Source organism: Haemophilus parainfluenzae (assembly GCF_036288925.1).
Lineage (GTDB): Bacteria > Pseudomonadota > Gammaproteobacteria > Enterobacterales > Pasteurellaceae > Haemophilus_D.
Map to the genome: position 1 here is coordinate 783,103 of NZ_CP127167.1, position 14,817 is coordinate 797,919.

The window sequence follows — 14,817 nt, forward strand, 5'->3', positions numbered from 1 at the left end:
AATGATATTTTCTGATATGGTGAGAAGAGACCAATATTGTTACTACCCTACAATAAAGCTTTATATTTAGAGAAGTGATAGTAGGTTATTTCAAAATAAACATTGGTGTATTGCTGATAGGATCACGATGAATAATGACATCTAAATCAAACACATCCTTCAGCAACTCTTCGGTCATGACTTCATCAGGTGTGCCTTGTGCCATTACTGCACCTTTTTTCATGACGATTAAGTGATCGCAATAGCGGCAGGCTTGGTTGAGGTCATGTAACACCGTAATCACGGTTTTTCCGTTTTGTTGCATTTGTCGCATCATGCCCATGAGTTCAGCTTGGCGGTTTAAATCCAGATAAGTGGTAGGCTCATCGAGTAGCACTAATTCAGCATCTTGCGCAAGAGTCATGGCTAAGAAGACGCGTTGTTGCTGACCACCAGATAAATCAGAAACCAACTGTTCGGCAAGTTCAGCAGTTTGTGTTTGATCCATCGCCCAAGTGACCAATTCTTCATCTTTTTGGCTGAGTTTGCCCCAGAGATTTAAGTAAGGCGAACGCCCGTAGGCGATCAATTCCCGCACTTTAATCCCTTCGGGTACCAAGTGTTGCTGCGGGAGAAAAGCCAATTCTTGGGCATATTCTTTAGGGCTTTTTTGCCAAATATCCTGACCTTTATGAGTGATTGAGCCTTGCTTCGGTTTGAGCAAGCGAGCCACCGCTTTTAATGTGGTGGACTTACAGCAACCATTTGGGCCGATTAATGCAATCACTTTATTTTTCGGGAATTTTAGCGACAGATTTTTAACCACGAGTTTATCTTGATAACCTAAAGATAAATTATTGATTTCAATGCTCATTATTTAGTTCTCATCAATAAGTAGAAGAAATATGGCGCACCGATAATTGCAGTCAGAATGCCCGCGGGGAGTTCAGTTGGTGGGTCAATCACCCGCGCCAAAATATCCGAAAGTTGTAATAAGAGGGCGCCAATAATCAAGGCCGCCGGTAATAGGGTGCGATGTCTGCCACCGACTAAACGACGAGCAAGATGCGGAGCAACTAATCCTAAAAAGGCAATTGGACCACAAATTGCCACAGCTGTAGTGGAAAGGGCTACCGCTAACACTAAAACGCTAATTTGCACTTTATTTACGGTTACGCCCAAGGTGGAGGCTTTGTTTTCACCTAAACCAAGGGTATCTAGATCGTGACAGAAAATAAATGGCAAGGGCAGTAATACTACTAACCATGGCAATACCACATTCAAATAAGACCAGCTGCGCCCCCACAGGCTTCCTGTGAGCCATAACATAGCCGTGTTGATCTCGACCGGATTGGTAAGCATCAAATAATGACTAATGGCTGCCCACAATGCGGAAAGTGCAACTCCAATGATTGCCATTTTGATAGGGCGGAAGTTAAAGCCGCATACGATCCATAAAATAACAAAAGATAGCACACCACCTAAAAAGGCAAAAATCGGCATCCAGTAAAATGCTAAGTTTGGCAAGAACATCAATACCGAAACAGCAATTAACCCCGCTGCATTGTTAATCCCCAAAATATCGGGAGAGGCAAGTGGATTACGCACCACGCTTTGTACGAGCACACCAGAAATCGCTAAGGCGCCGCCTAATAAAATCGCTAATACCGCACGGGGTAGGCGATATTCCATCAAGGTAAAATAGTTTTTATCATCAGGCTGAAAGGCCGCCCAAATTTCCTCAAAGGAAAGCGTATAAGTGCCAAGGCGAATACTCAACCCAAAGAGTAGTACCATTAGACTAAGCGTGACGACATAAAAGCCGATAGCGCGAAAAGATACATGAGAAGCTCGCATTAGTGTCTTCCTCTGGCAAATAATACAAAGACTGGTGCACCGATTAAGGCAAGCACCGCACCGGCAGGCACTTCGCTAGGGAAGTTGACCGCGCGGGCAATGGTATCTGCAGCCAGCATTAAAATTGCGCCGAGTAACATCGCCATGGGGAGCGATTTTCGCAAGTCATAACCAATCCAATAGCGGGCAAGATGGGGCACGAGTAAGCCAATAAAGGCTACGGGGCCGGCAACACTCACACTAGAACCCACAATCAATAACGCCATGATGTTAGCGTACCAACGTAAACGGAAGAGATTGATGCCTAGTGAACGAGCGGATTCATCGCTTAAATTGAGTAAGTTCAAACGGCTGGCAAAAAACAGGCAGAAAAGTGCGGTCAAAATAAAGAACGGAAATAACGTCAATAATTCATTCCAACGGGCATGTGCAATGCCGCCAGCTAGCCAACTCATAATACCGAAGGCATGATCTTCTGCGATAATGAGCACCAATTTCGTCAGAGCTGCACACAGTAGTGATACGGCAATCCCCGCTAAAATCACTCGGCTACGATCTCCACTGTTGTCTTTCCATCCGTTGCTGATCAGCATCACTACAAACCAACTCAGACCACCACCGATACTGGCAACTAAAGCAATACTATAACCAGAAAGAATCAAAGGGCTAAACGCACTGGCGGTTACCATGGCAAGACTGGCTCCCGAGTTCACGCTGAGTAGCGTAGGCGAGGCTAGTGGATTGCGCGTAATGGTTTGTAATAACGCCCCCGCCACCGCAAGATTGGCACCTAAAATCATGCCAACTAATGCGCGCGGTAGGCGTAAATCGGTTACCGTAATTTTGGCAATTTCATCGCCATCGGGGAGGAACGCTTGTAACGCTGCAAGCGGTCGAATTTCGATGGGATAATACAAAAACAGGCTTCCCCATAATAGGAAAGCCAGAATGATAAGGGGAAGTCCCCAACGGAAAGCAGACTTCATCATTATTTTTGTTTCACGAAACCTTCAATTTGTTTTGCCATAATTTTGCTTGCTTCTAAGCCGCGACCACGCGCCCACATGTCGGCGTCAACGCTGTAAACATGGTTTGCTTTGACGGCAGGAATGGCTTTCCAAAGTGGCTCAGCTTCCCATTTGCGGGCAATACTTTCATCACGATAATGGGCGATGAACAAGTATTCCGGTTTTTCCATTACTAATTGTTCAAGGTTGATTTCCACGAAAGCCTGATCGCTATTGAGTTTGGTTGGGGCAAAACCTAATGTCGTTAAGAAACTACCCACATAGCCATTGTCATTTTGGATATTAAATTTATCTTCTCGGGAAGTACCAAATGAGGCTTTTTTGCCTTGTACACCTAGATTTTTTGCAATGTTGGCAATGTAATCATTATGTTCATTGATCTTCGCTTTCATTTCAGCGCTTTGACCCACTAAATCACCAATTTTTTGTGCTGTTTCAAGGTTTTCTTGATAGCTTTCATGACGAGAATCGAACATCACCGTTGGCGCAATTTTTTTCAATTCTTCAAACACCGCTGTGTGACGGGAAGGATCGGCAATAATTAAATCGGGTTTGAGAGAAGCAATCACTTCAAGGCTTGGCTGAGAACGCGTGCCAACGGATTGCCATGCAGCAATTTTTTCGCGTACTTGCGGCAGAATACGATCGACTTTGTTATCGTCGGCCACACCCACTGGGCTTACACCCACTTGGGCTAACGCATCCACAAAAGAATATTCCAACGCCACAACACGGCTTGGGGTTTTATCAAGGGTAAATTCGCCCTTTGCATCTTTAATCGTCACAGCACTAGCAAATGCAGATGCCATCAATAATGCGGAAGCTAAAGTAGTTTTGAATAATTTTTTCATGTTGTGTCCTCAATAATAAAAAGCATTTGGATTATACACTCAAACAATGTTATTGAGAATAGTTGTATTTTAGCTATTTGGTCGGATTTCTCTATTTTGCCCGCATTCTAGCAAGTAAACTGACGGCAATAATAATAACTAATGAACCGATCCAGAAATTTAGGCTTGGTACGTTATCCCAGAATAACCAGTCACAGATACTGGAAAAAATGACACCGGTAAAAGCAAAAGGCGTAATGACATTCGCTGGCGCGTATTTAAAGGCACGAGTGAGTAATAATTGGAAAATAAGCCCGAATCCGCCCACCAAAAGCAGTAATACAAATCCATGTAATGTTGGCATTTTCCATTGTGCGATGAAAAAGAGCGGCAATAAAATTGAGCCTAATAAGTGAAAGTAAAACACGATATTTTTAGGTGAATTGTGTTTATTGAGCTCTTGTAAGCTGATAAATGCCATCGCAGCCAAGACTGCCGCACCCAAAGCATAGCCTATATGGAGAGGATTGATATTCATTGAGCCGTTGGTCAGCATAATGATGGATACACCAATAAAACCCATAAAACTGCAAGCCAATACTTTTAATGGTGTTCTGACCTTAAAGAAAAACAGCAGTAAAGGCACAAAAAGCGCGGAGGTATTCATCAATAAAATCGCAATGGAAATCGGTAAATATTTAATAGCGTAGAAGGTTAATAACATACTGGCTATGCCGGCGAGGTTACGCAAAACGAGAAACTTCCATTGGGACATATCGACTTTGAAATCTCCATCTTTAATTAAAAAGGGTAAGAGAAACACAAAACCAATAAAGAAGCGGGAAAATAAAATTTCACTGGACGGTAATTCATCAGAGGCGTATTTTACAAATACGCCCATTAAGGCAATGCTGATGTAAGCTAATACCATACAAACAACAGCTTTTTGATAATTATTGCGGAGATGTATGTTTGGCATAAGGGTTCCTTGCACAAAGTGCGGTAAAAATTGCCTTATTTTGTAAGAAAATGGGCTTGTATTCGTCTAATGAAATGTAATCTTAAGATATTTTCTATAATAAGGAAAGAAAATGAAATATACAAAAACATTTCTCATATTGACCGCACTTTTTAGCGGTTTGCAAAGTAGTTTAACGTATGCTGATCACACAGAATCATCAAAGGAGCAAAAAATGACAATGGAAAGTAAACAAGAACAACAAATTATTTATCTTGCAGGTGGCTGCTTTTGGGGATTAGAAGCTTATATGGAACGCATTCAAGGCGTGACCGATGCTGTTTCGGGCTATGCTAATGGAAAAGGTGATACCACTAACTACCAATTATTGCATGCGACAGATCATGCGGAAACGGTGAAAGTCACTTACGATCCAAATAAAATTTCGCTAGATAAATTGCTGCAATATTATTTTCGCGTGATCGATCCAACCAGTATTAACAAACAAGGTAATGATCGTGGCAGACAATATCGCACCGGCATTTATTATCAAAATGAGCAAGATAAAGCGGTTATTGAAGAGGCATTGAAAACCTTACAAAGTAAATATCAAGCGCCGATTCAAATTGAAGTAGAACCGCTGAAAAATTATGTGGAGGCGGAAGAGTATCATCAGGATTATCTCAAGAAGAATCCGAATGGTTATTGTCATATCGACATCAAAAAAGCCGATGAGCCATTAATTGATGATAAAAAATACCCAAAACCAAGTGATGCAGAATTAAAGCAAAAATTGACCGCACTTCAATATGATGTGACGCAAGGCAAACATACCGAACGCTCTTTTAGTAACGAATATTGGGATAATTTCGCGCCGGGTATTTATGTGGATATTACCACGGGAGAGCCGTTATTTTCTTCTAAAGATAAATTTGAATCGGGCTGTGGTTGGCCAAGTTTTACTAAACCGATTGCCGCTGAAGTCGCTGAATATCAAAAAGATACTAGCTTTAATATGACTCGTATTGAGGTGTTAAGTCGCAGTGGTCATGCCCATTTAGGTCATGTGTTTGACGATGGTCCACGTGATAAAGGTGGTTTGCGTTATTGCATCAACAGCGCATCGATTAAGTTTATTCCATTAGATGAAATGGAAAAACAAGGCTATGGTGATTTGATTCCTTTTGTGAAATAAGAGGGCAAAATGAGAAAAATATTGACCGCACTTTTATTTTTTTTGAGTCCATTGAGTTTTGCACAAGAGAAGGTGTCTTTGGCGGATATTTCCTTGAAGATGTTGGATAACCAAACCGTCACCTTATCACAATATCAAGGCAAACCGCTTTATATTAAAATGTGGGCATCTTGGTGTTCAATTTGCTTAGCAGGCTTAGCGGAAATTGATGATCTCAGTGCTGAAAAGAATCTTGATTTTAATGTGATTACGATTGCCTCACCTGGACAAAAGAACGAACAAAATAGTCAAAAATTTATCAATTGGTATAAAGGTCTGGATTACAAAAATATTACGGTATTATTGGATGAAAATGGGGAAATTATTAAACGTGCTAATGTGTTAGGTTATCCATTTAATTTGCTGTTGGATAAGGATTTAAATCTTATCAAAGCACAGCCAGGTCATTTGAATTCAGATCAAATTAAACAATTTGTGAAGGAATAAAAAAGTGTGGTCATTTTTGACCACACTTTCATTGAGATGTTATTAATTGGTTTTCAATTTATTCCAATATTTTTCGTAAATATCCACTGCTTCACCCACATCGCCTTGCATAATACCTTTTTCGATATTTTCAGCAGAGGGGAATAAGGTTGGGTTATTCGCCATTTCAGGTGAAAGTAATGCTTTCACGCCTTCATTTGGCATCGAGAAGCCCATTTTTTCAACCACTAATTTCGCATTTTCAGGGCGAAGTAAGAAGTCGATAAATTTATAAGCGCCCTCTGTATTTTTCGCACCTTTGGGAATCGCGTAGTTATCCATCCAGAAAATCGCGCCTTCTTTTGGATACACAAATTGGATACTTGGATTTTCTTTATGGGCTAAATAAGCCGAACCATTCCATAACATCCCAATAGATGCCTCACCTTGTACAAATGGTACTTCTGGCGAATCGGAGTTAAAGGTCACCACATTTGGTAACAGTTTCACTAAGCGCTCATAAGCCGCTTTAATGTCTTCTTCATTCGTGGTGTTTGGTGATTTTCCATCCAAGACTAATGCGATGTGGAACACTTCACGCGCATCACTGGTTAATAATACTTTACCTTTGTATTCAGGGTTCCATAAGTCAGCCCAGCTGGTGATTTTGCTTGGATCAATATCATCCGCATTCACACCGATACCGGTTAAGCCATAAACATAAGGCAAAGAATATTTGTTATTTGGATCAAATTCCTTGTTTAATAAGTTTGCCGGAATTTGTTTAAAATTACTTAATTTGCTGTGATCAAGCTCTTGTAACATATTTTCTTTCGCCATTTTATTGACGTAATAGCTTGATGGGAAAACTAAATCATAACCACTACCTGTACTAGAGGTCAGTTTCAATTTAGCATACATTTCTTCATTACTTTCAAACGTAGAATAAATCACTTCAATGCCGGTTTCTTTGGTAAATTCAGCAACCAAATTGGATGGCACATAGTCAGTCCAGTTGTAAACATACAATTTTTCAGCAGCAAGTGCTGCAGAGGTTGCAGCGAATGCAACTGCTGAAAGGCAAAGTGATTTGATGTATTGAACAGCATTTTTTTTCAATTTATTGACCTCCTCAGGACAATCAAAATAAACCCTAAGTAATTGTTTACTTATATAAACTTTCTGAGTATAGCACCTTTTTTGCAAAAGGTTTGACATATTTTTCTATCAGGGTAAGATTTCCTTTATCTCAATTTTATGTTAATTAATCATCAATTATGCTCGAATTTGCACATCAAGAACACATCAAATCTTATTATCTTGACAGTCGGAATCAAACTTTTGAACTGATGCCTCTCACTCAACAAGAAGAGGCGGATGTTTGTGTCATCGGTGCGGGGTTTTTTGGTTTATCTACAGCGCTTGAATTGGCGGAAAAAGGTAAAAAAGTGGTTGTCCTAGAAGGTGCGAGAGTCGGATTTGGCGCATCCGGCAGAAGTGGCGGTCAAGCTATCAATGGTTTTGAAGAAGGCATTGATGAATATATTGCTCAAGTGGGCTTTGATAAAGCGAAAAAACTTTGGGATATGTCGCTAGAAGCCATTGATATTATTGACGAACGCATTGCGAAATATGGCATTCAATGTGATTGGAAAAAAGGTTATGCCACATTGGCGTTAAATGAACGTCGTATGGACGATCTCATTGAAATGGAAAAAGCCAGCCATGCGACTTTTGGCTATGACAAAATGCAACTTTGGGATAAAGCCAAACTTAAACAACATCTAGGCAGCGATATTTATGTAGGCGGCTTATACGATAGCAACTCAGGCCACTTACACCCATTAAACTATTGCTTAGGCTTAGCAAAAGCTTGCTTGGATTTAGGCGTGCAGATTTATGAACAATCGCCTGTTGTGGATTTAGTGGAAAAATCAGGCTGCATTGAAGTCAAAACCGATAAAAGTGCGGTTATTTCTCAAGACGTTATTTTAGCCACCAACGCTTATATTGATGCACTACCGAAGTCCATTCATCACGGTATTAATCGCAAAATTTTACCGGTCGAGAGCTTTATTATTGCGACCGAACCTTTAGATCAAGCCACGGCTGACTCAGTGATCAACAATGGCATGTCTGTTTGCGATAACAATATCTTGCTCGATTACTATCGCTTGAGTGCGGATAACCGTTTGTTATTTGGTAGTGACTCAAGCTCAGAAAAAGATATGGTGCAAATTATGCGTGGCAATATGTTGCATGTTTTCCCACAGTTAGAAAATGTCAAAATTGACTATGGCTGGGCAGGGCCAATTGATATGACAATGAACGCAAGCCCGCATTTTGGTCGTATTTCACCGCATATTTACTTTGCACAAGGTTATTCTGGACACGGTGTCGCTCTCACTGGACTTGCAGGACGCATTATTGCAGAAGCAATTTTAGGTAATGACGAACGTTTGAGAATTTTTGAAGGGTTGAAAGTCCCTTCGTTTTATGGTGGAAAATATCTTAAAAACTTAGCCACCAAGATCGGCGTACTCTATTACAAATTCCTCGATCGTTATCGTTAATTAAAAAACAAAAGGCGTGTTAAATACACGCCTTTATTGTTTCGATGACATTTAAGGTTTAATGTCTCGTAAAATAGGATTTTGCATGGAAATCAAGGTTTCCGTCGATTGAATTTCATCAATTAGCTGAATTTTAGTTGCCAGCACGGAATGTAATTCAGCAATCGTATGTGTCATCACTTTAATAAAAATCGAATAGTTACCCGTGGTATAATAGGCTTCCACCACTTCATCAAAAGTGTCTAGCTTTTTAATCACTTTTTCATAATCTTTTGCACTTTTCAAAATAATGCCAATAAAGCAACACACATCGTAACCCAACTTACGCTCATCAATAATCGCTTTTGTCCCTTCAATCAGGCCAGACTGACGCATTTTCTCTACACGAACATGAATTGTACCCGGGCTTACACCAAAGTTTTTGGCCATTTCTGCATAGGGTGTACGAGCATCTTTTGTCAGTACTCGGAGAATTTGTCGATCAAGCGTATCGATATTGTGCATAAAACACCCCCAGTTAGATCTTTTTTAAAATATCTTCTTTATTTTTGATAATATTCAACATTTAAAACAATGTAAAGAAATTACTTGAAACAAATTGCAATTTTATTAAATAATACACAACAAATCTTACCAGTTATTATAAAAAAGAAGGATAAATATGAAAAAGACGTTTATTTTACAACAACAAGAAATTAGCTTTGTGAAGAACACCTTTACTCAAAATTTAATTGAACAACTTGGCATCATTGAAGTGCAAGGTCCAATCCTGAGTGAAGTTGGCAATGGTATGCAAGATAACTTATCAGGCATTGAGAAAGCGGTTCAAGTAAACGTGAAATGCATCCCAAATGCGGTTTATGAAGTGGTTCACTCATTAGCAAAATGGAAACGTCACACTTTAGCACGTTTCCACTTTAAAGAAGGCGAAGGCTTATTTGTGCACATGAAAGCATTACGTCCAGATGAAGATTCATTGGATCAAACTCACTCTGTTTATGTGGATCAATGGGACTGGGAAAAAGTGATTCCTGAAGGTCGTCGTAACTTTGCTTATTTAAAAGAAACGGTACGTTCTATCTATCGTGCAATCCGTTTAACTGAATTAGCAGTAGAAGCGCGTTTTGATATCCCATCAAGTTTGCCAAAAGAAATCACCTTCGTTCACAGTGAAGATTTAGTGAAACGCTACCCAGATCTTTCAAGCAAAGAGCGTGAAAATGCGATTTGTAAAGAATATGGCGCCGTGTTCTTAATTGGTATTGGTGGCAAATTATCAGACGGTAAACCACATGATGGTCGTGCACCAGACTATGATGACTGGACAACTGAATCTGAAAACGGCTACAAAGGCTTAAACGGTGATATTTTGGTGTGGAACGCTGAGTTAGGTAAAGCGTTTGAGCTTTCTTCAATGGGTATTCGTGTGGATGAATCCGCATTACGTTTACAAGTTGGCTTAACCGGTGATGAAGATCGCTTAAAAATGGATTGGCACCAAGATTTATTAAACGGCAAATTACCTCTCACCATCGGTGGTGGTATCGGTCAATCTCGCTTGGCAATGTTGTTGCTTCACAAAAAACACATTGGTGAAGTGCAATCAAGCGTATGGCCAAAAGAGATGTTAGAACAATACCAACATATTCTTTAGTTAATATCGAATATAAGCCTACTAGCAGCCATTTAGAGATGGTAAAGTAATCTCTGAATGGCTAACTAAGCGAGTAGTTTCTTTTATTGAAAATTTGGCTGGTCATTTAGCCGTCTATCATCGAATTGAGACTGAATAAAGAATCATTTGTGGCATATAGAGAAGTAAATGGTTTCGATAATCAATGGTGATCTAAATTGCGATGATGGCCGATCAATTTAATTAAAATCAAAAGAAAAGGACGTCGTCTAATATATCGACGTCAGTCCTTAAGTGAATGGTGTAGCTTTTAGGTGAGATCAAAATAGAAATTTTGATCTCATTTTATTATCAGTCAGAAAAGATTATTCCGCATCTTCTTTTGCCCATTCTAATGAGCGTTTAACGGCTTTTTTCCAACCTTTATACCGACGTTGACGTTTTTCATCATCGTTATCAGGCGTAAAAGTTCGTTCTACACGTGCTTTGTCGTGAAGTTCATCGAGGTCTTTCCAGAAACCAACTGCAAGACCGGCAAGGTAAGCTGCACCAAGTGCGGTCACTTCTTTTACGACAGGTCGTTCAACATTCACATCTAAAATATCCGCTTGGAATTGCATTAAGAAGCTATTGTTGGTTGCGCCGCCATCAACACGTAAATATTGTAAGCGTTGACCAGAGTCAGATTGCATTGCTTCTAATACGTCACGAGTTTGGTAAGCGATAGATTCAAGGGTTGCGCGTACAATATGGTTACGGTTAGAACCTCGAGAAAGACCAAAAATTGCACCGCGTGCATACGGATCCCAATATGGTGCACCTAAACCGGTGAAGGCTGGAACAACATATACCCCGTTGCTATCAGGGACTTTCTGTGCGAAGTATTCGGAGTCGTGGCTGTCATGAACGATTTTGAGTTCATCACGTAACCATTGGATTGAAGCGCCTGCAATAAATACAGAACCTTCAAGTGCGTATTCAGGTTCACCTTTGGCGTTACAAGCGATGGTGGTTAATAGGCCATTTTTAGAGGTAATAGCTTTATCACCGGTGTGGAGCAACATAAAGCAGCCTGTACCATAGGTATTTTTCGCTTGGCCTGCGCGTGTGCATAGATGGCCGTAAAGTGCCGCTTGTTGGTCGCCCGCGATACCTGCAACTGGAATACGTACGCCGCCTTTACCCCCGATGTTGGTTTGGCCATACACTTCAGAAGAATTACGCACTTCAGGTAACATAGAGCGTGGAATATTTAATAATTCCAACATTTTGTCATCCCATTTTTTCGTATGGATGTTAAATAACATGGTACGGGATGCGTTGGTGTAATCCGTTACGTGAACACGACCTTGGGTTAATTTCCACACAAGCCAGGTATCTACAGTACCGAATAAAAGCTCGCCACGTTCCGCTTTTTCGCGAGCGCCTTCTACATTGTCTAAAATCCATTTCACTTTTGTACCAGAGAAATAGGGGTCCACCACTAAACCCGTGGTGTTGCGGATATATTCCTCATGACCATCCGCTTTAAGTTTGTCTGTAATATCTGCAGTACGACGACATTGCCACACAATCGCGTTATAAACCGGTGTACCGGTTGCTTTTTCCCATACGATGGTGGTTTCACGTTGGTTAGTAATACCAATTGCCGCAACTTCATCAGAGGTAATGCCTGCTTTTGCAACCACTTCGTTTAATGTTGAACTTTGTGTTGCCCAAATTTCCATTGGATTATGTTCCACCCAGCCTGCACGTGGATAAATTTGTGTAAATTCACGTTGAGCGATTTCGACAACATTCGCATTGTGATCTAATAATACTGCACGAGAGCTTGTGGTACCTTGGTCCAACGCAATGATGTATTTCTTGTCTGTCATGGTTCTATTCCTTAGAGTGTTTGGCACTCTCATTAAATGAATGAAGAAATTTTGAGCTTAAACGAACAAATTGCGAACCTAACTTAATTGAATTCGAACTTAATTGGAATAAGCAATATTTGATTTTGTGACTGTGATCACAAATTTTTTCCTGAAAATATGTAAACGATTGCGTTAACGCACAAAATAATGTGATCGCTCTCTCATTTTTAGAAAATAGATCGGTTTCATCTATTGAATTAATTGGTTAAAACTAGATAATGAAGCCACTCACTTTGAGTATCTCAATATTTGATCAAACAACGAAACGAATTGCAAAGCAAGATTTCTTTAATGAAATCATTAAGTTAATCATTATTTGGAGATTTTCTTATGAATGCCTATTTTGCAGAATTTTTTGGCACAGCACTTCTCATCCTGTTAGGTAACGGTGTAGTGGCCAACGTATGCTTAAATAAAACGAAAGGGCAAAGTTCTGGTTGGATTGTGATCACTACCGCATGGGCATTTGCGGTGTATGTGGCGGTTGTTGTAACGGGACCTTACAGTGGGGCACACTTAAATCCTGCGGTAACACTTGGTGTAGCAATGAAAGGTGCATTTGCTTGGGAATTGGTGCCGGGCTACATCGCGGCACAAGTGGTGGGTGGCATGGTTGGTGCGTTGTTGGTTTACATTATGTATAAAGATCACTTTGCAGCGACTGAAGAAGAGGGCTTAAAACGCGCTTGTTTCTGTACTGAACCAGCAATTCGTAACTATCCAATCAACTTAGTGAACGAAATCGTTGGTACCTTCGTACTCGTCTTCGTGATTTTCTATCTTGCAGGTGCAAACATCACTTTACCTGGCACAGCAGAAAGCACGCCAATTGGTTTAGGTTCTATCGGGGCATTACCAGTCGCGATTTTAGTTTGGGCAATTGGTTTAAGTTTAGGTGGAACAACCGGTTATGCGATCAACCCAGCTCGAGATCTTGGTCCGCGCTTAACTTTAGGTCTTTTACTTGGTGGTACATTAAAAACTAAAGCTGACTGGGGATACAGTTGGGTTCCGGTTGTAGGTCCATTTATCGGGGCGGCTTTAGCAGCGGTATTCTATAACGCCATTATGTAATTTATTCAAATAGAAAGAGCGGTCAAAGTTCATGATGTTTTTTGATCTGCACCCCAAAAGTTGGACTCAACAAACCAACAATTGAGGTGCAGATTTTTTTATGGGTAAACACTACACAATCGAATTTAAATTACAGGTTCTTCAACCTATTTTGAATGGGAAAATGAGTATCAGAGAAGTGGCTCGTTTTTACAATATTCCTTCCAACGCCTTAGTCGGGACATGGTTGAAACGGTTTGAAAAAAGTGGCATAAAGGGACTTATTCCCCGTAAACCATCAGGACGACCGCCTATGAAACCTAAATATGCCAGAATGCCACCGCCACCCAAAACTGAAGAAGACCGTTTACGCCTGAGAATTTTACAGCTTGAAGCGGAGGTAGCCTACCTAAAGGAGTTGAGAAAGCTCAGACTTCAGGACGAAGCCGAGCAACGGAAATTATCCAAAGGTTAAGAACACGCTATCCGTTAAAATGGCTTTTAGGCTTTGCACAGTTAGCGCGTAGTACGTTTTTTGCGAAACTTCAGATTAAACCGGATAAGGATGAGGAGCTGAAAAAGGCCATTAAACGCATCAAAGCCAATCATCCTGATTATGGCTACCGACGTGTTCATGCCAGCTTGCCAGGCGTGAATCATAAAAAAGTTCAACGTTTAATGCAGACACTTGGGCTTCAAGTGCGGTCAAGAAAAAGCAAGAAATTTACCACCTATCGAGGCACGATAGGGGTAATTGCACCGAATCATCTTGAACGCGATTTTAGCGCAACAGCCCCGAAACAAAAATGGGTGACCGATATCACCGAGTTTAAGGCAAAAGATGGGAGTAAAGTCTATTTATCCCCGATTTTAGACTTATTTAACAATGAGATAGTCTCCTATAACCTCAGCTATTCCCCAAACTGGGCGCAAGTAGAAGACATGTTAATGCAAGCCGTCAAAGGATTAAATAAAGCTTGTGGTGTCATTTTACATTCAGACCAGGGATGGCAATATCAAATGGTAGCTTATCGTCGAATCTTGGCTGAACATGGCATCATTCAAAGTATGTCGAGAAAAGGGAATTGCTTAGATAACGCCGCAATGGAAAGTTTCTTTGGGCGATTAAAAACGGAATGTTTTTATGGTCGGGAATTTAAAACAAAAGAAGAGATAGTTGATGCTGTCAGAGATTATTTGGATTACTATAATCATCGACGGATTTAACTAAAATTAAAAGGACTGAGTCCGATACAATATCGAAAACAATCCTTTAAATAACAGTCTAACTTTTTGGGGTCAGATCATTTTGACCGCTCTTTTTGTA

At 40.4% G+C, this 14,817-nt stretch carries 15 protein-coding genes; 7 read left to right on the plus strand and 8 right to left on the minus strand.

The window, feature by feature from the left end; all coding sequences use genetic code 11:
• Positions 1-85: 85 nt before the first annotated feature.
• The 5 genes from fecE to QQS40_RS04020 all read right to left on the minus strand — a co-directional run bounded on the left by fecE (position 86) and on the right by QQS40_RS04020 (position 4,673).
• Positions 86-853 carry a Fe(3+) dicitrate ABC transporter ATP-binding protein FecE gene (gene fecE / locus QQS40_RS04000; protein ID WP_075916512.1) on the minus strand — a complete coding sequence of 256 codons (768 nt, stop codon included), beginning with the start codon at positions 851-853 and terminating at the stop codon, positions 86-88.
• Positions 853-1,836, minus strand: a complete 984-nt coding sequence (gene fecD, locus QQS40_RS04005; protein ID WP_075875608.1) for a Fe(3+) dicitrate ABC transporter permease subunit FecD — start codon at positions 1,834-1,836, stop codon at positions 853-855. Before fecD ends, fecE begins: the two co-directional genes overlap by 1 nt.
• Positions 1,836-2,825, minus strand: coding sequence for an iron-dicitrate ABC transporter permease FecC (fecC, locus tag QQS40_RS04010; RefSeq protein WP_007526232.1), 990 nt, complete (start codon positions 2,823-2,825; stop codon positions 1,836-1,838). The genes fecD and fecC overlap by 1 nt, the downstream gene beginning before the upstream one ends.
• Positions 2,825-3,715 (minus strand): Fe(3+) dicitrate ABC transporter substrate-binding protein, encoded by an 891-nt coding sequence (locus QQS40_RS04015; protein ID WP_329506294.1) that lies wholly within the window; start codon positions 3,713-3,715, stop codon positions 2,825-2,827. The genes fecC and QQS40_RS04015 overlap by 1 nt, the downstream gene beginning before the upstream one ends.
• 91 nt (positions 3,716-3,806) lie before the next feature.
• Positions 3,807-4,673 (minus strand): DMT family transporter, encoded by an 867-nt coding sequence (locus QQS40_RS04020; protein ID WP_329506296.1) that lies wholly within the window; start codon positions 4,671-4,673, stop codon positions 3,807-3,809.
• Between the two features lie 112 nt (positions 4,674-4,785).
• On the opposite strand from QQS40_RS04020, the gene msrAB reads away from it, so the two are divergent.
• Both msrAB and QQS40_RS04030 read left to right on the plus strand, forming a co-directional pair.
• A complete protein-coding gene (gene msrAB, locus QQS40_RS04025) occupies positions 4,786-5,847 on the plus strand; it encodes a bifunctional peptide-methionine (S)-S-oxide reductase MsrA/peptide-methionine (R)-S-oxide reductase MsrB (protein WP_329506298.1) in 1,062 nt (353 codons plus the stop codon).
• Positions 5,848-5,856: 9 nt separating this feature from the next.
• Complete coding sequence (locus tag QQS40_RS04030) at positions 5,857-6,333, plus strand: redoxin family protein (protein ID WP_297568420.1); 477 nt, start codon at positions 5,857-5,859, stop codon at positions 6,331-6,333.
• A gap of 42 nt (positions 6,334-6,375) precedes the next feature.
• Here QQS40_RS04030 and QQS40_RS04035 read toward each other — a convergent pair whose 3' ends face one another.
• Entirely contained in the window at positions 6,376-7,407 is a 1,032-nt protein-coding gene (locus QQS40_RS04035) for an extracellular solute-binding protein (RefSeq protein WP_374047774.1), read from the minus strand.
• 182 nt (positions 7,408-7,589) lie between these two features.
• Here QQS40_RS04035 and QQS40_RS04040 point away from each other — a divergent pair, with 182 nt between their 5' ends.
• A complete protein-coding gene (locus tag QQS40_RS04040; protein WP_329506302.1) occupies positions 7,590-8,885 on the plus strand; it encodes an NAD(P)/FAD-dependent oxidoreductase in 1,296 nt (431 codons plus the stop codon).
• A 51-nt stretch (positions 8,886-8,936) separates the two neighbouring features.
• On the opposite strand, the gene asnC is transcribed toward QQS40_RS04040, so the two are convergent.
• Complete coding sequence (gene asnC, locus QQS40_RS04045; protein WP_288669103.1) at positions 8,937-9,389, minus strand: transcriptional regulator AsnC; 453 nt, start codon at positions 9,387-9,389, stop codon at positions 8,937-8,939.
• 157 nt (positions 9,390-9,546) lie between these two features.
• Between asnC and asnA the strand changes: the two genes are divergently transcribed.
• Positions 9,547-10,539, plus strand: coding sequence for an aspartate--ammonia ligase (gene asnA, locus QQS40_RS04050; RefSeq protein WP_049371941.1), 993 nt, complete (start codon positions 9,547-9,549; stop codon positions 10,537-10,539).
• A 344-nt stretch (positions 10,540-10,883) separates the two neighbouring features.
• On the opposite strand, the gene glpK is transcribed toward asnA, so the two are convergent.
• Complete coding sequence (glpK, locus tag QQS40_RS04055) at positions 10,884-12,395, minus strand: glycerol kinase GlpK (RefSeq protein ID WP_128786764.1); 1,512 nt, start codon at positions 12,393-12,395, stop codon at positions 10,884-10,886.
• Between the two features lie 372 nt (positions 12,396-12,767).
• On the opposite strand from glpK, the gene QQS40_RS04060 reads away from it, so the two are divergent.
• The 3 genes from QQS40_RS04060 to QQS40_RS04070 all read left to right on the plus strand — a co-directional run bounded on the left by QQS40_RS04060 (position 12,768) and on the right by QQS40_RS04070 (position 14,717).
• Positions 12,768-13,511, plus strand: a complete 744-nt coding sequence (locus QQS40_RS04060; protein WP_065286246.1) for an MIP/aquaporin family protein — start codon at positions 12,768-12,770, stop codon at positions 13,509-13,511.
• A 100-nt stretch (positions 13,512-13,611) separates the two neighbouring features.
• Positions 13,612-13,965 (plus strand): helix-turn-helix domain-containing protein, encoded by a 354-nt coding sequence (locus QQS40_RS04065; RefSeq protein ID WP_329506309.1) that lies wholly within the window; start codon positions 13,612-13,614, stop codon positions 13,963-13,965.
• Complete coding sequence (locus QQS40_RS04070) at positions 13,953-14,717, plus strand: IS3 family transposase (protein WP_329506722.1); 765 nt, start codon at positions 13,953-13,955, stop codon at positions 14,715-14,717. Before QQS40_RS04065 ends, QQS40_RS04070 begins: the two co-directional genes overlap by 13 nt.
• Positions 14,718-14,817 lie beyond the last annotated feature (100 nt).